Genomic DNA, 14,984 nt, shown 5'->3' with positions numbered 1-14,984 from the left:
AGGTTATTGTCGTTTATTTAGAACTGTATCGCAGATAACAGTAACTATAACAGTAACTATTTTAGGGAAATCTCGGCAATTTAGGATTTGCTGAGATTTCTTTATTGTATTCAATAGGTGTTGTAATCTAAAGTATTTGAAATAATATAAGTTATATATTATACATATGATGCCTATGCTGATAGGCAGTCCATGCATGGGACAAGGAACATAAAAAGGATCATAAAAAACTTAGTTCAATTGATGAGGGGATTTTGTTTTCGAACATTGGACTTTTAGGAAGAATATACATCATAAATTTTAAGGACTATTTATGTAGGTTATAGTAAAATGAAGTGATAGATGTCGAATTCTGTAGATCATTATTTTCCTTAAAGTTCCCTTTCTAAAGTTTATAAACATACGCATATTAGTATACGAATGACTAGGGTTTTCTTGGATTGATATCTCTGTACTATAAATTATTAAATTCCAATTTATTACTGGACTTTATTTTTAAATATATATAAAATAAGAGATAAATGAGAAAACTGGGAGGTAAAAATGGAAGCAAAGAGTAAAGTTAAAGAGATCAATCTATTTCCATATGTGGAGAAAATAGGAAGAGAGTTTGATGCATACAAAAATTCTTTGGAAAAGGAATTAAAAAAATTAGAGCAACTAATTCATAAATTTAACCCGAGCCTAGAATACAAAGAACAAAGAAAATCCGTTGAAAATATGTTTAAAATACAGGGAAAAATTAATAATTTGAAACTAAGATTGGAAGAGATAAAGCAAGAAATACAAATGGCTGAAAAAACAGAGGAAGAGATTGAAAAAGAAAACCAACAACGTCAAAATACATTTAATGGAATGACAGCTCGGGAGTGGACTTTGCATAGCCGCAATGTTTGGAATGATGTGAGTTCTCCAAGAAAAGATTATCATAAAGAACATGGTGCCGTTTTTCCTTTAAAATTGGCTGAGCGACTAATAAAAATGTATTCAAGAGAAGGAGATTTGATTTTTGATCCTTTTTCGGGGATAGGTACTACTATCAAAGCAGCTCTTGAAATGAATCGTAATGGAGTAGGGATTGAACTTAATCCAAGCTTTTACGAATTAACTAAACGAATACTGCTAGATCCAAAAGAAACTCCTATAATAGATTCATGTATTTTTAGCGAAGAAAACAATGGATTTACAATTCAAAAAAATAATGCTAATGATTTATTTTCACTTGATGGTATCCCGTCTAATAACTATATAAAACTTTTCAATGACGATTGTAGGAATTTAACCAATTATTTAGAAGCAGATTCTGTACAGGTCCTAATCACTTCTCCTCCATACGCTGATTTCATTAGAAAATCTATAGAGGATCGTGAAAAGGTTCATAAAACATCGTTAATAAAGCTTAATAATAATTCAACGGTAAAACCTTATAGTGACAGTCACCTTGATCTGGGTAATCTTCCTTATGATGAGTTCTTAGAAGCTTTACTTCCTATTATGGAAGACACTTATAAGGTAATCAAACCCGGTGGTTATGCTATTTGGGTAGTAAAAGATTATAAAGATAAAGAAAACTTTACATCATACCTAGATTTTCATACCGACATTGCTAACTTAGGTAAAAAAGCAGGATTTCTATACCATGATTTAATAATATGGGATCAAAACGAACAAAGAAGTTTGGTTTTATTAGGATATCCTTCTAAGTTCCACACTAATCAAAACTGCTCATTTCTTGTTGTATTAAGAAAGCCGACCACAGACGAAATGAAGCAAATTAGAAAAAAGGAGAAGAGAGGAATTGAGCACCCAAATGATAGACATCAAAGCAATACAAAATCTCAAAATATTCGAAGAGGCATACTCAAACACAACTGACTTTAATCATGGGATACATTCTTATCCAGCAAAATTTCCCCCTCAAATCCCGGCAAAACTTTTAGATAAATTCGCTAAAGATAATTATGTAATTTTAGATCCGTTCTGTGGTTCAGGTACTACATTAGTTGAGGCATCATTAAGAAATCTTAGCTCGGTTGGCAATGACATTAACCCAATTGCCTTATTAATCTCTACCGTTAAAACCACTAAATACTTTGATAAAGATTTTGAAATAATGGAGGAGATAATACACGATTTAAAGATTGACTATATTAATAACAAAGAAAACTTGAAATCTACTATTGAGTTTCCTAATAAAGATCATTGGTTTCAAAAAAATGTCCAAAAGGAAATAGAGCTAATACTAAAATATATAAATCTTTGTCCGAATGAAAAATATCAAAACCTACTCAAAGTTGTTTTATCAGAAATCATTGTTGCTGTTTCTAATCAGGAAAGTGATACTCGGTACGCGGCAATAGATAAAAATATCCCTGATGGTAAGACAATTGAGCTCTTTGAAAAAAGATATTTTACCATTAAAGATAAAATTTTGTCCTTTAGCGATATTGTAAAAGATTTTGAATACGAAACTAAAATTATTAGTAATGATGCAAGAAGTCTAATAGACATCCAAAGTGAATCCATAGATATGATTATTACTTCTCCACCATATGCCAATACCTATGATTACTATCTTTATCATAAACATCGTATGAATTGGTTAGGCTATAATTTTAAAGAAACACAAAATACAGAGATAGGATCTAGGAATGAATATTCAAGTAAAAAGCAGAAACCTGATAAATGGAAGCAGGACTTAAGATTAGTTTTGCAAGAGATGTATAGAGTAATGAAAAATGATCGCCTATGTTTTATAGTGATTGGTGATTCTGTTATCAATAAACAGCACATTAGAATAAACGAGGTAATTAAGGAACTTTCGATTGACGTAGGATTTCAATATTTAAATGAAGAGTCAGTGCCATTATCAAAAAATAGTCGAAAATTCAATAAAAAATTTGGAACTAATCAAGTTAAACTAGAGCATCTTATTAGTTTGTATAAACCATCTTAATTTTGTTTGACTGGTGTTTTTGTAGGCATCTTCTACGAAAGAGAGTGAGTCGAGGCAATTTGTAGGTCAGCAAGAACTTATTATGACTACCGCCTCATATATTTATTGAATTATAACCATATACAAGTGGGTATATACTGTTAATTGACAAATTGGACATTGTCTGATTGTTGAATATAGGAAGAGCTATAACTAATGGGTTATAGCTCTTGTTTATTTTTGATAGTACAATGCTAGTATGAAACTAGTATGAAAGTAATTTTAGATACAAATATACACTTCTTTAGTCTCTACTGTATATAGTTGCTGATTTTCATTTTTCTTATATTCGGTTAAACTGAATTTTCTATTTGCTTGATCATAGGATATACTACAAATTATGTTTGCTTCTATTTGATCTGTATTATCTGAATCAAAACCTGATATTACCGAAAGTAATTCGTATTTGGAGCAATCTACGTCTGTTAAGGTGTTAACAAGCTTTTTTACCGCTTCTGGGTATGTTTCTATTAGATCTTTTAACTTGAGACAGTCTTCATAAGATTGATTTAAATTTTGTTTACACTCAACTAATAAAATTTTGTGGTCAGGGGTTAAAGCAATTATGTCAACATAAGTTCTATCTATTTCTCTACCGCTACCAACTAATACACATCTATCTCCTTGTGCGTCAGGATAGCTAATTGCAACAATTTCATATCCTTTTTGAACTAGATATTCCTTAGTTACATAAGTTACTATATCTTCATTAAAATACTCTTCAAGTGGCAAACTTATAGGCAATGGAGTTAAATCTTTACTTAACTCTGTCTTTAGGGAATTGTAGTAGTCATTAACAATTTTTTTATTCCATGTTATTGTTACAAGCTTTGCTCGATCTAATCCTGTTAAAACAAATTTATCGCAGTACAACAGAAGATTTTTAAATGCAGTTATTTTTTTCCCGGATCTTAAAAATCTATATAAAATATCGTCGTCCATATGATAAGTTTCATTGTCAAGGGAAACTTCAAAATATTTATGAGTGTTAGTTGCTAGTAGAAAAAGTTTTAATGCAAAGCACTTATCTACTACATTCCCTCTATCTTCGATATTTTCTTTTACTAACTTTAATAAATTCTTTTCCTGTGATACCCGATCGAAGAGTTTTTTATAACTAGGAGCTTTGGAATTTTTAGGAGTTTCTATTTCAGGACGATACATATGAAATTCGCCAACAATTTCCCAGTCTTCCCCCAAGAGTAATCGCCAAAAAGCCAACATTCCTCTTTCGGGATCCATAGCATGACCAAATCGATTAACTTTTATTTGAAGTCTTTTTTCCTCTCTATTTATTTTATATCTTTGGGAATCATTAATTTTACTTAAAATATCACGATCTATTGTTAACCAATCCCTTAGCTTAATGCCCTCTACCTTATGTTCACATAAAAAATTCCAAAGACCTTCGTAGTACTGATTATTATCTAGGCTTGACTCAATGATATTTATAGATTTTTTTAATACCTCTAATAAATAGCTTGAATATGGGGGGCAAGATAAAAAGTTTTTTTCACCAGCCACATGTTCTGTTGTTTCTAAAGATGGCCAATCTATATGTATCATAACCCCTTTCTTTTTAAATATATTTATAACTTGGTCATGAACAGAAATTTTTGTTCCACCACCATGTTGTGTACCTGCTGTAGGTGATAACTTTTTAGAAGGAGAAATTTTCATATAAGCAACTTTATTATGATAAGCCCAATATAAAGCATCTCCCCGCTGTAATTCATGATCATCGGTTACTACTGCAGTGGAAAACTCGATCATAAACAAAGGATATTCTTTATCGTTTTTAACGAACGATATAAAGGCATCAAATTTTTTAAAATGTCTTAAAAGTGATATGATTGACTTATTAGAATAATTATTAAGGTTTGTGTTAATTAATATTACTTTGATGTCATAATTAGGATTTATTTTGTCAAAGTAGCTTTTAAAGTACATTCCTTGCTCCCATACTTCTGCATATATTCTGATTTCACTCATAGTATCCCTCCTCCTTATAAGTATAATTCTACTATAAAACAAATTAAATTTTACATAATTTAAAAAAATTTTATTTATAATAAAAGGGAGATCGATTAAATTTAGGACTGTATGACTAATGCACACTTTTTTGATATCTTTTTGATAAAATAATTCATAAACATAGGGGAACATTGAATTTTTTAAGAGTAAATACAAGTCTAGCAGATTGTGGTTGAAACTGCTTGAAGATAGCAAAGTGTCATTTTACACAAGAGGTGTTTTTATGCTTCATTTATCGAAAAATGTTAGATCTGCTGTTTATAAATCTTTAGGTTTGGAATTAAATATACAGGAATTAAATAATTTCGACTATGAAAATATTAATAAATCAATTAATATGGGCATTAAATTCAAAGAAATATGTGAACAGTTGGGATTAAATTCTAATAAAGTACGTAGATATTTAATAAAGTATGTACTCCATCAATTATATGAGTATTCATTAGACTTATCCCCAGAAGAACGAGGAATGTTAGATAAGTTCGGTGATGAACCTATCGGTGACATTACATTTGCTGATGTTACAGTCACAGAGTTTTTTTATAATCCAAAAGAGTACATGGAGTATTATACAAAGCCTCTATTAGAGAAAAATAATGAGCAAGATAAGGAGAAAATAGCTATCCGTATTTTTCCAAAAGCTTCGTACTTGAAAACTACCTTTAAATCATTAGAAAATGATCAAAATTACGATCCAAATTGGTTTAATTATTCAAAAAAATCAGGTTCATTCTTGCCATTATATTTTGATTATGCCCAAAGTCACCGAATTCCACTAAACAAGCAAGCACATAAAATTTCCAATATAAACAAAGATTTTGGAAATTTTGTAAAAAACACTACTAAATATTTAGACATACTTGAGGAATATGATGAGGATGGAAATTGCTCAGAAGATATTCTAAGGTTTGAAAGAAAAACAGGTTTATTGTTTTCTTTAAAATCTTCGTAACTATTCAGCCACATCATAAAGTGAGCTGAATATTTTTTGCTTTTCCTGTCTATGATGTGAATATTGATAGACAAGGAGGTGAATCACATGTTGACGGTACAACAAGCTGTATTTACAGTTGAGGGCTTAATCGGCAAAGTCCAACAACAAAAACAGCTCATTCATCAACTCATTCAAGAAAATGAACATTTGCGTCAAGAAAACAAACAGCTACGCAAAGAAAATGAACAACTCAAGCATCGCGTTCAAGAGCTGGAAGCACGCACGAAAAAAAACAGCTCCAATAGCCATTTGCCCCCATCTTCTGACCGTTTTGAGAAAAAGCGTTCCTCCCGCGAGCCGTCTGGCAAAAAGCCCGGTGGGCAAGAGGGACATGAGGGGACGACGCTCCGTCAAGTGGAACATCCACATCATCGTGTCGTCCATCGCGTACATACGTGTCAAGGATGTGGGGCTTCTTTGCGTGACGTCAAACCGTTCAAAGTCGATGTCCGTCAAGTGTTTGATCTGCCTCCCGTGTCGATTGAAGTGACACAACATGAGCGTGAAGTGAAATCATGTCCGCATTGTCGATGCGTGCAACAAGCGGAGTTTCCACCACATGTCACGAATCATGTGCAATACGGTCCACGTCTTACTGCGCTCGTTGTTTATTTGCATCATATCCAATTGATCCCTTACAAGCGTTTAAGTGATACAATCGAAGCGTTATATCAACACTCGGTTAGTACAGGAACCCTTGCCAATATGGTGAAACGAGGACGCGAAGCGCTGGAATCCAATATGGACATGATCGAAGACGCCTTACTTGACTCTAACATCTTGCATGTCGATGAAACGAGTTTGCGCATCAATGGTAAACTCGCATGGGTGCATGTCGCATGTACGTCGACATATACGTACTTGGCTTTTCACGCTTCTCGTGGAAAGAAAGCAACGGATGAGATCGGGATTCTTCCACAATACAAAGGGACGATGATGCATGATGCATTCGGTACGTATCCGAGATACACGAAAGCCACACATGCTCTTTGCCATGCCCATCATTTACGTGAGCTAAAAGGCTTCATCGAACAAGGCCATACATGGGCATCGCGCATGACCACGTTTCTGTTAGCCGCCAAACAGGCAGTCGAAGCGCATCACGGTGCACTTTCCGAAGAAGAAGCGAAACGATGGGAACGAGTGTATGATCGTATCCTAGCGAAAGCACAGCACCGATTGGAAACGATGACACCTCTTCCGAAAAAAGCACTCGCTTTTATTCGACGGCTTCAAAAACGAAAGGAAGAAGCGCTGCGTTTCTTATGTGAAGTGCATGTTCCCTTTGACAATAACCAAGCCGAGCGAGATCTTCGCATGGTCAAAGTCAAAGAGAACATCTCGGGTACATTTCGTGACGAAACGTTCGCGCAGTCGTTTTGCATCGCAAGAAGCATCGTTTCCACACTTACGAAACACGAAAAAAACGTGTGGGACTCGTTGTGTCTTCTGTTGGCAGGCGAAACGATCGATCGAGTTCTTTCCGCTACCTAGGGCATTTTCTATGACCGAAATGCCCTATTTGTGCTGGGCTTTTTTATACACTAGCACGGGGGTGAATAGTTACAAATCTTCTTTGCTATTGAGTAGAAAAAAAAATGCATTAGCAAAAGATCCTGAGAAAAATAAATATGTAAAAATTCTATCGTCTTTTTTAATATTAGATGATGTAAATTTAAGTCAGTATTTAGCTGAGCAATTTATAAAAGGTGAGGCTATATTATTAAACAAACTAAATTTATACATAGGTTTAATGAATTTATTTACAATTGAATTTATATATATTCCAATTTTAACCCAGTATATTTATGATAAGATTTTCTTACTAATTCCCCCCAATACTTTCCGGCCGAAAGGGGAAGCTGAAAATCAAATTAGTACAAAAAATGAACTGAGAGAATTTAGGAATCTTAAGAAAAAGCTATATCTTTACTATATACTAAGAAACGAGAAATGCTATAGACCGTATATGATCAAAAAGCGAGTAAATCTTGAAAAAATTAAACAAAGTAAACAAGTTGATGGAGATATTTTTCTAGAGATTTATAAAAAAGTTAACAAAATCAGAAATATAAGGGAAGAATTCCGGCAGATTGCTTTAGAGTATACTGAACGATCAATTTTAAACATAAAAGACCTATCGATCGAAAATTTTTGGGGTAATTTGGAGTGTATTATGTTTAACTTGTCAAAATTGTTTATAGAGCATGGTGATTATCTAGCCTTAAAAGAATAATAAGGGAAAAATACAAAGCCGCTATCTAATTGAAGTTAGATAGCGGCTTTGTATTTTTAAGACTTTCACCGGAAGAATTGATGAATTCCGAAAGATTCCGCAAGCAATGATATTGATAATTTATAAGTGTACTAATAAATGAATGCTAGGGAGGATTTGAAATGAGTGAACTACACTTGAGCTTTAATGAAACGGAAGAAAAACTAATAAAAAAAATGAAAAAGGGAAATAACGATATTCAAATAGTGGCGAGTAATGGTGAAGAATCATTGGTTTGTATAGGAAGTATACGTGTTAAAACAGGTATTCTGCTATTGGCCCATATAACAGATGAACATAGAGCTTGCTATGGGCACATTGGGAATAGAAGTATTCAAATCTCATCGAAAGATAAAAATAGTTTAGTACGTTGTATTATTGATCGTAGGAAAAGAGAGAAGAAGAAATTTCATGTGTATAGTGAAGGGGAATTCTATAAATATTCTAGTCAATTGGATGACCTAAATGTAAATGATAAACATATTTTGTTTGCATATATTGAAGATAATAAATTTGCTCAATTGACTTTGTTTAATAATAGCATTGATCAGAAAGTTAGTGAGCTATCGGTAAGAGAAAACTCTTTAATAAGCGATTTGCGTACATTAGCCCTAAATTATTTGATATCGAATTTTCCTGATTGTGATCAGTATTTTCGACTTGATGGACCATTATCTTAACTAACTTATAACATATTTTACCAAATAGTTGAACGGGGGATTAGCATAATTATGAGTTCAAATGTAATAAAGATAGGAAGACAAATAAAAAATGAAACTCTTATTGACACAAATACCATTAAGTTATCTAATCTTCCATATAATGATGTACCTAGTGATTATATGAGAGAGAAGGAGATAGATGAAAGCTATAGAAAAACACTTCAGGAGCTCGTAGAAAATCAATCTAAAAAAACTAATTTGGAAAATAAAAATACAAATTTACCTGATTTCAGTTATCATTCTGTCTCACAAAATCATGTAGAAGAACGGGATGTTGAGAACAACGATAATTATATTGACATATTAAATCATATGGAATATGGTAACATCCCTGAAGACTTTTTGATTAATCACAGAATACAGGATGTACAATATGAAATTAAATCTGAAGAAGATAATAAAAAGAAATTTGTTAATGAGAATAAAAAACAGAAGTCTTGTAATATTGACTACGAAGTGTATAAACAGCTGTTAGAAAGATATATTTTTAAATGTCACGAAGGAATGATGTATCTATATGATGAAGAAAATGGATGTTTTAGAGAATTAAGTGATAATAAACTTAGAGTAATTATAAGAAGCAAGTGGCCAGCGGGCATAGAGCAACTGTTGAACAAGAGAAAAGTAGAAGACATAATAGATCGTTTAAAAAGTAATGAAGAAATCCAAATGAATGAGGATCAATTTGATAAGTATACTCACCTTATTAATTTTAAAAATTGTGTTGTTGATGTATTGAGTGGGAAAATTCTTCCCCACTCTCCTAAATATTGTTTTAAAAGCTTTATCAATGCTCAATATGACTTAAATACTTCTAAAGGAGAAACATTTATCAAATTTATTAGACAATGTACAGAAAATAATAAACACAAAATGAAATTAATACAAGAAATTTTAGGGTATGTAATATCAAACTATACTACTGCCAAGAAATTCTTTGTTTTTATTGGGCAACCTCATTCCGGTAAAAGTACATTATTGGATGTTTTAAAAGAAATAGTAGGTAAAGAATATACTACTGCTATTCCTATTCATCAATTGGGTGAGCGGTTTATGAAGGCAAAATTATTTCAAGCAAAACTGAATATTTCAGGGGAAATGACTGATGGAGAATTAAAAAATTTGGATACTTTAAAAGCGATAACTGGCAATGATGATATTATAGCAGAAAACAAAGGAAAAGACCCTTTTACCTTTAAATGTAAAGCAAAGCTAATCTTTGCAGGAAATCATATGCCGAGGCTGTACAAGTTAGATAGTACATCAGCTTTTTTTGATCGAATTATTTTTGTGCTCTTTAATAATTCTGTTCCTGAGCATGAGAGAGATTACCGATTAAAGGAAAAGTTACTTGCCGAAAGGGACTACATAGTGGTATGGGCAGTACAGGGATTAAAAAGATTAATAAAAAATAATTTTGTATTTACGGAATGTGAGGAATCAAGGAGATTTAAAAATCAATATATAAAAGAAGTGAATACGGTATTAGATTTTATAGAAACCCGTTGCATCTTAGATGTGCATGATAGCAAAATAAGAATCCACAAAAGGGATTTATATGAAGCATATATTAACTATTGTAAAGATAATTGTGTCAAAGCATTAGATAAATATGAGTTTTTTACTGAAATAAAGAAATTCCCAGTAGAGGCTCGCAAATTTCGATATAATGGTTCAACGCCTCTAGAGGGGTTTATAGGTATTTCTTTGAAGGAACGATTTGGAAAAAAAGAAATGAGTTATTAGAAATATGGAAAAGTTATCTACGTTTTCTACACTTTAAATAAAAATTATTGTATAACGGTGTAATTAGAATGGGCTATGTAGATTTTTGTCAACAGGAATACCTACGTAAATACTACACTATCTACAATCTAAGGAAGATCGTCTTCAGGATGTTATCTGTTGTAGTATTTAAAAGCTAATCGTTTATATATTATATCTTTGACAAATCAAAAATACTTAAAAAACTTTACTTCGTGAGAACAACAAGGGGGCATTGGCTTGTGTCATATTGAGGATCAAGTACTCTCATATACTGATTTAGTAGATATTATCAGTGAATTGTTTTTGGATTACATCGCTGAAAGGGAGGACTTTAATAATGATAAAAGCTGTCATTTATGCGAGGGTATCGACTGCTGAACAAGCAGAAGAAGGCTATTCAATCGAAGCACAACTTGAAAATGTTCGCAAAAAATGCCAGCAAGAAGGGAGAGAGGTAGTGGATGAATATATAGATAGAGGAGTAAGCGGAAAATCTATTGAAAAAAGGTTTGCCCTTCAAAAACTCATTAAGGATGCTAAAGAAGGTAAGTTTGAAGAAGTATGGGTATGGAAAACAAACCGCTTAGCCAGAAATCATTTAGATTTATTAAAGATTATTGATACACTTAATCGATTTAATGTAGGCTTTAAAAGTTGTTCGGAGGCTTTTGACACTTCAACGCCGACCGGAAAGCTGTTAATGAATGTATTAGCCTCAATCGGTGAGTTTGAGAGAGAAACGATTGTAGAGAACGTTAAAATCGGTATGAAACAAAGAGCTAAGCTTGGTAAGTGGAATGGTGGTCAGGTGCTGGGTTATAAAACCGTTAAATGTTATGAAAGCGATAAGACTAAGCTTGAAGTTGTTGAGGACGAAGCAAAAATTGTAAGACATATATACAATTTATATGCAGAGGGAAAAGGATTAAAGAGTATAACAAATTATATCAATCAGCTAGGCTATAAGACGAAAAAGGGTAACTTGTTCTCAATAGCAGCCGTTAGGGAAATATTAAGAAATCCCATTTATGTAGGTAAAATTAGGTATAACCTTCGGGAAAATTGGAATGAGAAACGAAGAAAAGGAATTAATAAAAACCCTATTATTGTTCAAGGAGAACATGAACCAATTATAACTCCGGAATTATGGGAAAAAGTTCAAAAACTTTACAGTCAGAGATCATGTAAACCAATTAGAAATTTTAGTGGATCGTATCCTTTAACCGGATTGATAAAATGCCCGATGTGTGGCTCTTCAATGGTAGCAGGTCGGGTTAAGAAAAAACAGAAAGACGGGAGCTATACCTTGCATAGATATTATCATTGTGGAGCATGGAGAAACAAGGGGATAGCCGCTTGTCGATCTAACGGTGTGAGAGCGGATGTAGTGGAAGAAATTGTTTTTAATAAAATAAAAGAAACGCTTTTCAACAAGACAGTTTTAAGAGATATAGTTGACCATATGAACACGAAGCGAAAGGAAGTCATAAAACCTTTAGAAGATCAGCTAAAGCATATCGATAAGGCTTTGTCTGGTTTTGAAAATAAAAAGAGTAAGTTGTTTGAGTTGTATGAAGATGGTGTTATCGGAAAAGATGATTTATCCGAAAGACTGAAGCAGATATCGAACAGCATAGAAAGTAGTTTAGCTGAAAAAGAAGCTATTAGGAAAAAGTTGGAACAAAACAATTCACAACCGATCAGCTACGAACTGGTTAGTGAACTCATGACTAAGTTTAGCGACATACTGAATAAAGCAGATCATGAAAAGAAAAAGTTTATTTTAAATCTGGTTATAAAGAAGATACTGTTGAATCCTGACAAAAGTGTAAAGTCTGTTGTATTACATTTTAACGAGAAAACAAAGAAATTCATGTTTAATGACAAAGAGGATGAATCTGTTAATGAGGATTCATCCTCTTTTTACTTTGCTTTGGAGCTAAACATGGACTGTTGAATAAAAAAGCCAATACTCATATTTTATAGGAGGTATGACCAATGAGAAATTACTCAGTTTGTAAACAGGAACAATTAGAATTAATTAATTTAGGTATGGAAAACAAGCAACAACAATCTGCAAAAAGAGTAAATATCATCAGTCTAAAGGTGGTTAGAGAAAAGAGTTTTCTATATCCGAAAAGACGTATTACATCACCGAAGGATGCCTACAATTTAGTGAAGAGTTTCTTAGTAGACGTTGATCGGGAGTATTTTCTGGTTATTTGTTTAGATACAAAAAATCAACCAACAGCAATTAACATATGCCATATGGGAAGTCTAAACGCTAGTATTGTCCATCCAAGAGAAGTCCTAAAGCCCGCTATTCTTTCAAATTCGGCATCTATTATTGTTGCTCATAATCATCCAAGCAGTGATCCAACTCCAAGCCGTGAAGATATAGAGGTAACTAAAAGGTTGAGCGAAGCCGGGAAAATTATTGGTATTGATCTGTTGGATCATATTATAGTGGGTATAGACAGATTTATTTCTTTGAAAGAAAAAGGATATGTATAATTGCAAAATTTATGAGATACTTTTTGAAACGGTATTAGAAATTGAAAAGGTTTAGCGTTGAGTATGTAACGGTGAACCGTATCATAAATAAAATAAGCGGCGAAATGAAGCCGCTTATTTTACCCCTTTCATAAAGCTTTCAATTTTTGGTGAGATGATGAAAAGAATGATACTAAAGACGATGGCGATTCCGCCGATTGTTCCGAAATAAGCCATTTCGGTTTCAGGCGTATAAAACTTCACAATTTGCGCGTTAATGGCTTGGGCAGCTGCGCTTGATAAAAACCATAAGCTCATCGTTTGTGCTGAAAACGCCGCAGGAGCAAGCTTTGTTGTTGCCGATAAACCGACTGGCGATAAACATAGTTCCCCAAACACAACGATTAAGTAGCTTAGCACGAGCCAAAGAGGGCTCACTAATGAGTCGTTTCCGCCGAGATAAGCTGGTAATAAAATGACGACAAACGATAAACCAGCAAACAGTAGCGCTAAAGAAAATTTCTTTGGAATGGACGGCTGTTTATCCCCTAACTTCACCCATAGCCAAGCAAAAATCGGTGCAAATGTAATGACAAATAACGGGTTCAACGATTGGAACCAAGCTGGCGAAAGATCAATACCAGCAAAATGCAACTGTGTTCGTTTATCCGCATATGTTGCTAAAATGGTCGAACCTTGTTCTTGGATAGACCAAAACATGGCTGATGCAATGAATAATGGAATATAGGCGATGATGCGCGAGCGCTCAACATCTGTCGTTTTTGGACTACGATACATCACTACGAAATAAATAGTTGGAATGACAATACCGAAAATGCCGACGAGTGATACAAACAGATCAATTGTTAATACGTTTGTCCATGAGCCAATGAGAACGAGCAAGGCGATGACCGCTGCGCCAATTGCCCCCCATGTAAACACTTTTTTCTTTTCATCTGCGGATAATGGATTTGGGACATGCGTTCCGGCAAGACCAAGATTTCTTTTTTTCGTTCCGATAAATACGAGAAGTCCAAAAAACATACCGATCGCCGCAATCCCAAAACCGAGATGGAAGTTATATTTCATCCCAACTGTTCCAACAACGAGCGGAGCTAAAAATGCACCAAGGTTAATCCCCATATAAAAAATGCTAAATCCTGCATCGCGACGGTGATCTCCTTCAGCATATAAATCGCCAACGACGCTCGAAACGTTTGGCTTAAGCAATCCTGTCCCAAGAACGATGAGAACCATTGAAACGAAAAACATTGTGACACTTCCTGGAATCGCTAAAGCCATATGACCGAGCATAATTAAAATTCCGCCGTAAAAAACGGCTTTCGCCGTTCCGAACAATCGGTCAGCAAACCATCCGCCAATAATACCAGACATATAAACGAGTGAGCCGTAAATGGACATGATCGCTAAAGCAGTTGTTTCATCTAGCCCTAGCCCACCTTTTGATACTTCGTAATACATGTAAAATACGAGAATGGCACGCATGCCATAGTAAGAGAAACGTTCCCAAAACTCAGTAAAAAATAACGTAAACAGTCCTTTCGGATGTCCGAAAAAACCACGTTGAGGAACGCTGTCCACAATTTGTTGTTTACTTTGTGACATAATAAAACACCTTCCATTTTCGAAAATAATAATTTTTATTTTCAGTATTTTCTGTATGAAACCGATCCATAGTAATAA

Annotated in this window: 11 protein-coding genes; 9 read left to right on the top strand and 2 right to left on the bottom strand. The window is 33.6% G+C overall.

The window, feature by feature from the left end; genetic code table 11:
- The first annotated feature begins 543 nt into the window (after nt 1-543).
- Together AFK25_RS14475 and AFK25_RS14470 are read left to right on the top strand one after the other, a co-directional pair.
- The gene (locus AFK25_RS14475; protein ID WP_019416491.1) at nt 544-1,875 is read left to right on the top strand and encodes a DNA methyltransferase; all 1,332 of its coding nucleotides are present in this window, start codon (nt 544-546) and stop codon (nt 1,873-1,875) included.
- Nucleotides 1,799-2,956, top strand: a complete 1,158-nt coding sequence (locus tag AFK25_RS14470) for a DNA methyltransferase (RefSeq protein WP_128713028.1) — start codon at nt 1,799-1,801, stop codon at nt 2,954-2,956. The genes AFK25_RS14475 and AFK25_RS14470 overlap by 77 nt, the downstream gene beginning before the upstream one ends.
- A 261-nt stretch (nt 2,957-3,217) precedes the next feature.
- On the opposite strand, the gene AFK25_RS14465 is transcribed toward AFK25_RS14470, so the two are convergent.
- Nucleotides 3,218-4,987: a hypothetical protein gene (locus AFK25_RS14465; RefSeq protein ID WP_035067220.1), complete on the bottom strand. Its 1,770-nt coding sequence runs from the start codon at nt 4,985-4,987 to the stop codon at nt 3,218-3,220.
- A gap of 265 nt (nt 4,988-5,252) precedes the next feature.
- On the opposite strand from AFK25_RS14465, the gene AFK25_RS14460 reads away from it, so the two are divergent.
- The 7 genes from AFK25_RS14460 (at nt 5,253) to AFK25_RS14430 (ending at nt 13,301) form a co-directional block, all read left to right on the top strand.
- Nucleotides 5,253-5,981: a hypothetical protein gene (locus AFK25_RS14460; protein WP_035067216.1), complete on the top strand. Its 729-nt coding sequence runs from the start codon at nt 5,253-5,255 to the stop codon at nt 5,979-5,981.
- Between the two features lie 87 nt (nt 5,982-6,068).
- Entirely contained in the window at nt 6,069-7,517 is a 1,449-nt protein-coding gene (gene tnpC, locus AFK25_RS14455) for an IS66 family transposase (protein ID WP_049720885.1), read from the top strand.
- A gap of 61 nt (nt 7,518-7,578) precedes the next feature.
- Complete coding sequence (locus tag AFK25_RS14450) at nt 7,579-8,259, top strand: hypothetical protein (RefSeq protein ID WP_128713034.1); 681 nt, start codon at nt 7,579-7,581, stop codon at nt 8,257-8,259.
- Nucleotides 8,260-8,420: 161 nt separating this feature from the next.
- The gene (locus AFK25_RS14445; RefSeq protein WP_035064293.1) at nt 8,421-8,978 is read left to right on the top strand and encodes a hypothetical protein; all 558 of its coding nucleotides are present in this window, start codon (nt 8,421-8,423) and stop codon (nt 8,976-8,978) included.
- 51 nt (nt 8,979-9,029) lie between these two features.
- Complete coding sequence (locus tag AFK25_RS14440; RefSeq protein WP_049720917.1) at nt 9,030-10,766, top strand: DNA primase family protein; 1,737 nt, start codon at nt 9,030-9,032, stop codon at nt 10,764-10,766.
- A 358-nt stretch (nt 10,767-11,124) separates the two neighbouring features.
- The gene (locus tag AFK25_RS14435; RefSeq protein WP_035064296.1) at nt 11,125-12,744 is read left to right on the top strand and encodes a recombinase family protein; all 1,620 of its coding nucleotides are present in this window, start codon (nt 11,125-11,127) and stop codon (nt 12,742-12,744) included.
- A 41-nt stretch (nt 12,745-12,785) separates the two neighbouring features.
- Entirely contained in the window at nt 12,786-13,301 is a 516-nt protein-coding gene (locus tag AFK25_RS14430) for a JAB domain-containing protein (RefSeq protein WP_035064299.1), read from the top strand.
- Between the two features lie 114 nt (nt 13,302-13,415).
- Here AFK25_RS14430 and AFK25_RS14425 read toward each other — a convergent pair whose 3' ends face one another.
- Nucleotides 13,416-14,906, bottom strand: a complete 1,491-nt coding sequence (locus AFK25_RS14425; RefSeq protein ID WP_019416483.1) for a peptide MFS transporter — start codon at nt 14,904-14,906, stop codon at nt 13,416-13,418.
- Nucleotides 14,907-14,984 lie beyond the last annotated feature (78 nt).

It is taken from the genome of Anoxybacillus gonensis, from assembly GCF_001187595.1.
In the GTDB taxonomy this organism is placed as follows: Bacteria; Bacillota; Bacilli; order Bacillales; family Anoxybacillaceae; genus Anoxybacillus; species Anoxybacillus gonensis.
The sequence above is the reverse complement of the archived record's forward strand: the minus strand, read 5'-3'. Positions and strand labels throughout refer to the sequence as shown.

Excerpts from the sequence above, each read along its gene's own strand:
- AFK25_RS14475 (WP_019416491.1), top strand. The coding sequence starts at position 544 with ATGGAAGCAAAGAGTAAAGTTAAAGAGATCAATCTATTTCCATATGTG.
- AFK25_RS14465 (WP_035067220.1), bottom strand. The coding sequence starts at position 4,987 with ATGAGTGAAATCAGAATATATGCAGAAGTATGGGAGCAAGGAATGTAC.
- AFK25_RS14460 (WP_035067216.1), top strand. The coding sequence starts at position 5,253 with ATGCTTCATTTATCGAAAAATGTTAGATCTGCTGTTTATAAATCTTTA.
- tnpC (WP_049720885.1), top strand. The coding sequence starts at position 6,069 with ATGTTGACGGTACAACAAGCTGTATTTACAGTTGAGGGCTTAATCGGC.
- AFK25_RS14445 (WP_035064293.1), top strand. The coding sequence starts at position 8,421 with ATGAGTGAACTACACTTGAGCTTTAATGAAACGGAAGAAAAACTAATA.
- AFK25_RS14440 (WP_049720917.1), top strand. The coding sequence starts at position 9,030 with ATGAGTTCAAATGTAATAAAGATAGGAAGACAAATAAAAAATGAAACT.
- AFK25_RS14435 (WP_035064296.1), top strand. The coding sequence starts at position 11,125 with ATGATAAAAGCTGTCATTTATGCGAGGGTATCGACTGCTGAACAAGCA.
- AFK25_RS14430 (WP_035064299.1), top strand. The coding sequence starts at position 12,786 with ATGAGAAATTACTCAGTTTGTAAACAGGAACAATTAGAATTAATTAAT.
- AFK25_RS14425 (WP_019416483.1), bottom strand. The coding sequence starts at position 14,906 with ATGTCACAAAGTAAACAACAAATTGTGGACAGCGTTCCTCAACGTGGT.